Below are 6956 nucleotides of genomic sequence, written 5' to 3' on the forward strand. Positions count from 1 at the left end.
GTCCACGCCGTTGTGTCCGCCGTCCGCGGATGGACGCCGAAGGCCCGCCCGCGCGCGGCCATGCACCCGCTGTCGCCCGGCGGTCCCGGGCGTCGCCGGCGTGGATGCCCCCCGGTTCCCTCCAGAAGACCGCGGTTTTCGCGGGAAAACCACACCTTGACATCCTGCACGCCTGTGCACTAAGGTGCCCGGCGTTGATGCCGTCAGCGGACTGGAGCCAGCGGAGGCGCGAGCCATGTTGAACGACCGGGCGCGAGAGATCCTCTCCTACATCCGGAGCTTCCAGCAGGAGCACGGCCTTCCCCCCACGATCCGCGAGATCGGCAAGGCCGCCGGAATCTCGTCCACCAACGGTGTGCGCTACTACCTCACCATGCTCGAGCGGGCCGGCTACCTGAAGCGCCGGGGCAAGGTCTCGCGCGGGAACAGCCTGCTCTCCTCTGCGCCGCGGCCGGGCGTGCCGCTGCTGGGTCGCGTGGCCGCCGGCGCGCCCATCCTCGCGGAGGAGAACGTCGAGGACACGCTCGACGTGGGCGAGGTCTTCGGCGACACGAGCGGCTCGTTCGCGCTGCGCGTGCGCGGGGACAGCATGATCGACGCGGGCGTGCTCGATGGCGACGTGGTCATCGTGCGGCAGCGCGACCAGGCGAGGTCCGGCGACATGGTGGTCGCTCTCCTCGGCGACGAGGCGACCGTGAAGTACTACCGCCCGCGCGGCGACCGCATCGAGCTGGTGCCGGCGAACTCGAGGTACGAGCCGATCCGGGTGACGTCCGAGACCGAGTTCAGGGTCCTGGGCGTCGTGACCGGAGTGCTCCGCACCGTCGGCTGACGGGGCCCCACCCCCGGCATCGGCCAGGCGGTCCCCCGGACACAAGGGTCGAATCCTTGCATGGCCAGAGGCATCCACAGGTCTGTGGCCGTAGTGCACGGATGTTCAGCATCAGAGGAGGAAGCGAGATGAACTTCAGCCTCCCCCACGAGATCGACGAGGCGCTGCGCGGCCGCTGGGAGCCCGTCTACCGCAGCCACCTCCATTACGCCATCAGTTGGAGCACCCGCGGCCGCCGCCAGGTTCTCCGTGCCCGCCATGCCCGCACGCTGAGGGAGCTGATCCAGAAGGCGTGCGATGAGCTCGGTTTCTCCATGGTCGAGTTCGCCGCCACCACCGACCATGTCCACCTGCTCCTCGGCCTGCGTCCCACGCAGAGCGTGGCCAGCGCCGTCCGCCAACTGAAGGGCCGGACCGGCCTGGCCCTGCTCGAGGCCTACCCGGAGCTGCGGGTCTGGCTCCGCGGCAACCTGGTCTGGGACGAGCCCTACTCGGTCGAGACGGTGAGCGCCCTTCGGGTCGGGAAGGTCGCCGAGCGGATCCGTACCCTCCACGCCGCCGACGAGGACCTCGCCGCGGCGAGCTAGCAGGATTCCGAGAGCCGGGTCCGGTCGTCTGGGAGGCGGGGGCGCCCGTAGGGTCCAGGAGCGCCCAGCCGGTCGGCCGATCAGGTGCCCGGGGGCGTCCCCCAGGTCCGGCTGCCCGTCCAACGACCCCCGGCGATGAGGCCGGTCTTCGGGTGCCGACCCTCCTCGGCCCGACTCGATCGGGAGAATCTTGGCGACTGGAGACCCACCTCCGCGGGGTGCCCGAACGGACCCTGATCGGGTGCGTCACAGGGTGCCGGGAGGGATTCAGAATCGGGCGCCTCACGTGGTGCCGGGAGGGGTCCAGAACCCGGTGCGTCAGGGTGCCGTGGGAGTCCAGAATCGGGCGCATCGCGGGGTGCCGGGGGGCCACCAATCGGGTGCCACGAGTGGTGCCCGGATGGACCCCGAGGGTGTGCCTACCCGGGTCCCCAGGAGGCCCTGTCTGACTCCCATCGGGGCGACCGATCCAACCTCGATGGAGCGTCCCCCCGGGCGCCTGCTCCAAGTCCGAGAGGGTGCCCCGTGCGGTGTCCGGGCCCGACCGATTCGGCCCACGCCGAGGTGGCTCGACGGGCCATCTTCGGAGGCGCCGGGGAAGACCTCGGACGCCACGAAACTGGACCGCCTCCGAGGAGCGACCGGCGCTCATTCCGGGGGTTCGTCCCGGGGTCGGCCGAGGGATGCCGCGGCTCGCCGGCGAACCGGTTTCCCGGGACCAGAACGCCCCTCGGTGACCACTCGAACCCCGTGGAGGAGCTGGCGACGTGTCGCTGAAGATTCACGATATTTCGTGATGGGCATGCCACGAAACCGTTTCTTTTTTCAGACGCCGGATCGATTCACGGCTCCGTAGGCTCACGAAATATCGTGACCGCCGTCCCGGCCACTTCTCCTTTGACTCCGTGTCCGGAAGCCGGGGCCGATACCGTGCGCGCGCATGGCCCCCGGAGGGTGAGGATCGGACTCAGAGGAGGGGCGTTCTGACCACCCGTTTCGACCACTCGCGCGAGCCGCGACGCAGCCTCAGGACGACCTTGGTTCCGGGGTCGCCCTCGAGCCTCCGGCTGGCCTCGACGACGTCGCTCGCGGCCACACGGAAACCATCCACGGAGAGCAGTTCGTCCCCCGGCCGGATGCCTGCCTGGGAGGCCGGCGAGCCGTCCGCGACGGCCATCACCCGGACCGACCCCGCGACACTCTCGAGCTGGATTCCGGGGTGGCAGTATTCCGTCGGACGGTCGGGTACGTCACCCGTCTCCGGGTCCAGCCAGAGCAGGCCGCTGGGGTAGTCCAAGGCGATCCGAAAGTGCTTGAGGAACGAGTAGCCCAGGAGCCCGTCCACGGGCTCCCGGACGGACGACTCGAGCCGGCCTGGAAGGTCACCCCCGATCACGGCCGCGTCCACCCCCGATCGGCCCACCACCCCACCCTCTGCCACCACCTCGAGCCGGGGAACGCGGACGAGCTCGGCCGCCGCGTCCCCCGTCAGGGTGGGGGCACCGAGACCCCGGAGCGCCGGCCATGAACGCCACCCCGGAAGGTGCCGATCGAGGGCACTGCGGAAGAGCACGGTCTTGGTCGCCCCGGTGTCTACGATGAGGCTGAGTTCGGTTCTCGGCCGGCCCGGTCCGGCAACGACACCCACCCGGATCAGTGCCTTCCCGTCGGCGACCATCCGGAAGGGGACGGCCACCGACCCGGGAGACAGGGCGGACCGGAACCCCGGCTGCCCCACAAGGGAGTCCGGCCGCGCAGGCACGAGCACCAGCGTGCGGGCCGCGTAGTCTACGACGATGGCCCGGCCGCTCAGGACGGCCTGACCGAGCAGCCCCAGGACGGGCTGTCCGGTGACGCGGCGGATGACGCCGGCGTCCACCGTGAGCACCGGCGAGACCTGGTCCAGCTGCAGAGCCCCCAGCTGCAGCCGCGCGAGGGGACGGGGCGCAAGATCCACGGCCGCCGCGCGGGCGGCGCCATCGGCGAGCCCGAGAATGGCGGCCAATCCGAGGTCCAACGCCAAATATCCGGCACCCGTGTCGAGGAGGACGGGACCCGTGGTGTCCCGACCGGCGGCGGACGTGAGGGTGGCTTCGAGGAGGATGGCCCCTTCGACGTCATCGAAGGTGAGAACATGCGTCCCATCGGGCCACCGCACGTCGAGGAGATCGCTGGAATCACTGGAGACGTGCGCATCGGGAGGCGAAACAAAAACAACGCAACTGATTACTAAAATGCAACATAGAAACATTCGGCGTGGCCGCATCATCGTCATTCCAGCAGGCACGAGCAACGGGGGAGATGTGTGATCAGCCGTGGCTGCGCGGCAGGTCCGAACGCATCTCGACGCCCTCGGTACCCGTGTCCAGCATCGTGCAACGGCCCGTGAAGTAGACGCCGTTCTCCATGATGACGCTGACGGCCGCGACGTCTCCCTCCACATGGGCGCCCTGCCTCATCTCGAGGGTTCCGAGAGCGCGCACGTTGCCATAGACCCTGCCCTGAATGAGGGCCTCCTTCACCTCGACATCGGCACGCATGAGACCGTGCTCGCCGATCTCGAGGCGATGGCAGTCGAGGATGTCTCCTTCGAATTCGCCGTCGATTCGCAGGGTGCCGTGCACCATCAGGGTGCCGCGGAAGCTCGAGCCGACGCCGACGATGGTGCTGGGAGCAGGCGATTCGTCCGCTTCGGAGGAACGCGACCGGAACTTCATGCTCTCCCTCCCTGCGTTGCGACCGGACTAGGCAGCCGACCGTGAAGTCCCGTCCTTACCAGAGCTCGGGTCACATCGCTCCCCAGGCTTCGAGCAGGCGCTCGAGATCCTCCTGCCCGTAGTACTCGAACTCGACCTTTCCGCCCTTACGCCCGGGCGTGATGGTCACGCGAGTGCTGAACTTCTGCTGGAGGCGGACCTCCCACTCGCGCATTCCGCTCACCTTCTGCGAACGCGGGCGAGAGTGCATCCGGCGCAGCTTCCGTCGAACGAAGGCCTCGGTGCGCCGTACCGAGAAGCCCTTGGCCTGCACGTAACGGGCCGCCATCACGAGCTCCGTCGGCTTCTCTATCGCCAGCAGGGCCCGGGCGTGACCGGCGCTCAATGTTCCACGTGAAACCATCTCCTGCACCTCGGACGGGAGACCGAGGAGGCGGAGGGAGTTCGTGATGGAGACCCGCTGCTTTCCGACCCGCTCGGAGATCTGGTCGTGGGTCAAGCCCAGTTTCTCTGCGAGCGTGTTGTAGGCCTTGGCCTCCTCGATCGGGTTCAGGTTCTCGCGCTGGATGTTCTCGATCAGCGAGAGCTCCATCATCTCCCGGTCGTCAACCTTCCTGATTATTGCTGGGATTTTGTTGATGCCAGCTATTTTAGCAGCTCTAAGGCGACGCTCACCGGCCACCAACTGATAGCCACCAGCGCCAGCCTGGCGCCGCACGAGGACCGGCTGCAGCACTCCGGTCGCCCTGATGGAGGCAGCCAGCTCCTGGATGGCATCGTCGTCGAACTGGGTCCGCGGCTGGTAGGGATTCGCCTCGATCTCCCCGACCGGAATCTCCATCCCGGCGGCAACCTGGTCGTCGAGCGCAACCGCCGTTGACGCCAGCGGTGGAATCAGCGCCTCGAGCCCGCGACCCAGCACCTTCCTAGGCATGCTCCAATACCTCCCGCGCCAGCTCCCTGTAGCTGTCTGCGCCTGTGCTGTGTGGATCGTAGAGGACGATGGGCTTCCCGAATGACGGCGCCTCGCTCAGCCTAACGTTCCTCGGTATCACAGTGCGGTACAACCTCTCAGCGAAGAACTTTCTGGCCTCTTCCGCGACCTGCTGTGAGAGATTGAGCCTCGAATCGTACATGGTGAGGAGTACGCCCTCGATCCTCAAGCCCGGATTCAGGTGGTCTTGTACCAGCCGAATGGCCCCGATCAGCTGCGTGAGTCCCTCAAGCGCCAGGTACTCGCATTGCAGGGGAATCAGCACGGAATCCGAGGCCGTGAGCGCATTGACCGTCAGGAGCCCAAGGGACGGCGGGCTGTCGATGAGGATGTAGTCGTACTGGTCCCGGATCTTGGCCAGGGCGTGCTTGAGGCGTGTCTCTCGCGCCATCACGCCGACCAGCTCCACCTCGGCGCCCGATAGCCGCTGCCCGGACACCGTGACGTCCAGGTTGGCCAGTGCGGTCGGAAGCGTCGCGTCAGCGAGTTCCGCGTTGCCGAGGAGAACCTCGTAGACCGTGGTCTTCTGGTCGTTGCCGTTGATTCCGAGGCCGCTCGTCGCATTGGCCTGCGGGTCCACGTCAATGATCAGGACACGCCGGCTCTCCTGAGCCAAGCAGGCCCCGAGGTTGATGGCTGTGGTGGTCTTGCCGACGCCGCCCTTCTGGCTGGCGACCGAAATGACTCGTCCCATTCCCTTGAGCTCGATGTCCTGTGGGGGAACTCAACGACGCGGGAGCGCGCGTGGTACGCCAGCAAGATAGCAGGCGTGGACTCCGGAAGACAAGCACGCTGTTTCACGTGAAACCAACGCTGACTATTCAGCGTATCAGACTGTCTTCCTTATGAATCTGGATACCGATGTCTGCCCGTTCCCGATATCGAACGAGCCAGATACGTCCCAGGACCGCGCCCAGCGGCCATCGTCAGCCATCTCTTGGACTCTGCCGCTGCCCTTCCAGAGGTAGGCCGAGCCGCCGCCGCATACCCAGTTGGCGGCAAGGGCCAGCGTCGGACCGAGTCGCAGCGTCGCTCGCGATGTGAACGCGTCGAACTTCCCGATCCGGCTGGAATCATCGAGAAGCATCTCCAGCCTGCCGAGCTCGACATCTACACGACGCAAACCAATATCCTCTGAAACCTTGCGTAGGAACAGCGTCTTGTTCCTGCGCGATTCGACCAGGACCCAACGCTCGCCGACGCCGGCGATGACCAGAGGAATCGCCGGGAACCCGCCTCCCGAACCGAAGTCCATGATGGCTCTGGGAGTGCTTTCGTTGATCCACGCCGCCGGGGCCAGCGACTCGACGATGTGCCTCTCGACCAATCTGGACTCGTCGCTTGCCGAGATCAGGTTCGAGAAACCGCGGTTCCACTCGAGCAGCAGCTCGGCGAATCGCCTCATCTTCGGCATCGCCTCACCGACATCGGCGCCCGCGCGGGCCAATTGCTCTTCCACGAGTCCCCAGGGTTGGCGGGCGAGGACCCGCGCGACGTCCCCTGGAGGGTGGGGCCGGGCGGATGAGCCGGATGCTCCTGTGGCTAGTCCATTATCTTGCATCGGACTGTCTGATTTTGAATCGGAATGAAGTTGCCCGCGACGCTGCTCGCGATCGGGCCCGGAAGGCGCATACCGCGAGAACCGACCGCGCGATGGGGACAGGTTCCCGCCGCCTTTGGAGCGCCTCGCCGTCAGGCCACGGCGCTCAGCCGATGTCCCGGGGCGTTGGGCCCGATCCCGCGAGGGGCCGCGCGCAGAGCCGGACACCATGCGAGGGAGGCCGCGCGCACCTGTCTCTTATACACATCTCCGAGCCCACGAGACA

Annotated in this window: 7 protein-coding genes; 2 read left to right on the top strand and 5 right to left on the bottom strand. The window is 67.1% G+C overall.

Annotated elements, in window-relative coordinates; translation table 11 throughout:
* The first annotated feature begins 235 nt into the window (after nucleotides 1–235).
* Nucleotides 236–832 (top strand): transcriptional repressor LexA, encoded by a 597-nt coding sequence (gene lexA / locus QUS11_04050; protein MDM7992462.1) that lies wholly within the window; start codon nucleotides 236–238, stop codon nucleotides 830–832.
* Between the two features lie 101 nt (nucleotides 833–933).
* Complete coding sequence (gene tnpA, locus QUS11_04055; protein ID MDM7992463.1) at nucleotides 934–1419, top strand: IS200/IS605 family transposase; 486 nt, start codon at nucleotides 934–936, stop codon at nucleotides 1417–1419.
* A gap of 967 nt (nucleotides 1420–2386) precedes the next feature.
* On the opposite strand, the gene QUS11_04060 is transcribed toward tnpA, so the two are convergent.
* From QUS11_04060 to QUS11_04080, 5 genes are all read right to left on the bottom strand, one after another.
* A complete protein-coding gene (locus QUS11_04060) occupies nucleotides 2387–3436 on the bottom strand; it encodes a PDZ domain-containing protein (GenBank protein MDM7992464.1) in 1050 nt (349 codons plus the stop codon).
* 292 nt (nucleotides 3437–3728) lie between these two features.
* Nucleotides 3729–4136: a polymer-forming cytoskeletal protein gene (locus QUS11_04065; protein ID MDM7992465.1), complete on the bottom strand. Its 408-nt coding sequence runs from the start codon at nucleotides 4134–4136 to the stop codon at nucleotides 3729–3731.
* 70 nt (nucleotides 4137–4206) lie between these two features.
* Nucleotides 4207–5070, bottom strand: a complete 864-nt coding sequence (locus tag QUS11_04070) for a ParB/RepB/Spo0J family partition protein (protein ID MDM7992466.1) — start codon at nucleotides 5068–5070, stop codon at nucleotides 4207–4209.
* The gene (locus tag QUS11_04075) at nucleotides 5063–5824 is read right to left on the bottom strand and encodes an AAA family ATPase (protein MDM7992467.1); all 762 of its coding nucleotides are present in this window, start codon (nucleotides 5822–5824) and stop codon (nucleotides 5063–5065) included. Before QUS11_04075 ends, QUS11_04070 begins: the two co-directional genes overlap by 8 nt.
* Before the next feature lie 135 nt (nucleotides 5825–5959).
* Nucleotides 5960–6577, bottom strand: coding sequence for a 16S rRNA (guanine(527)-N(7))-methyltransferase RsmG (locus QUS11_04080; GenBank protein MDM7992468.1), 618 nt, complete (start codon nucleotides 6575–6577; stop codon nucleotides 5960–5962).
* Nucleotides 6578–6956: the final 379 nt, after the last annotated feature.

The organism is Candidatus Fermentibacter sp. (genome assembly GCA_030373045.1).
Classification (GTDB): domain Bacteria; phylum Fermentibacterota; class Fermentibacteria; order Fermentibacterales; family Fermentibacteraceae; genus Fermentibacter.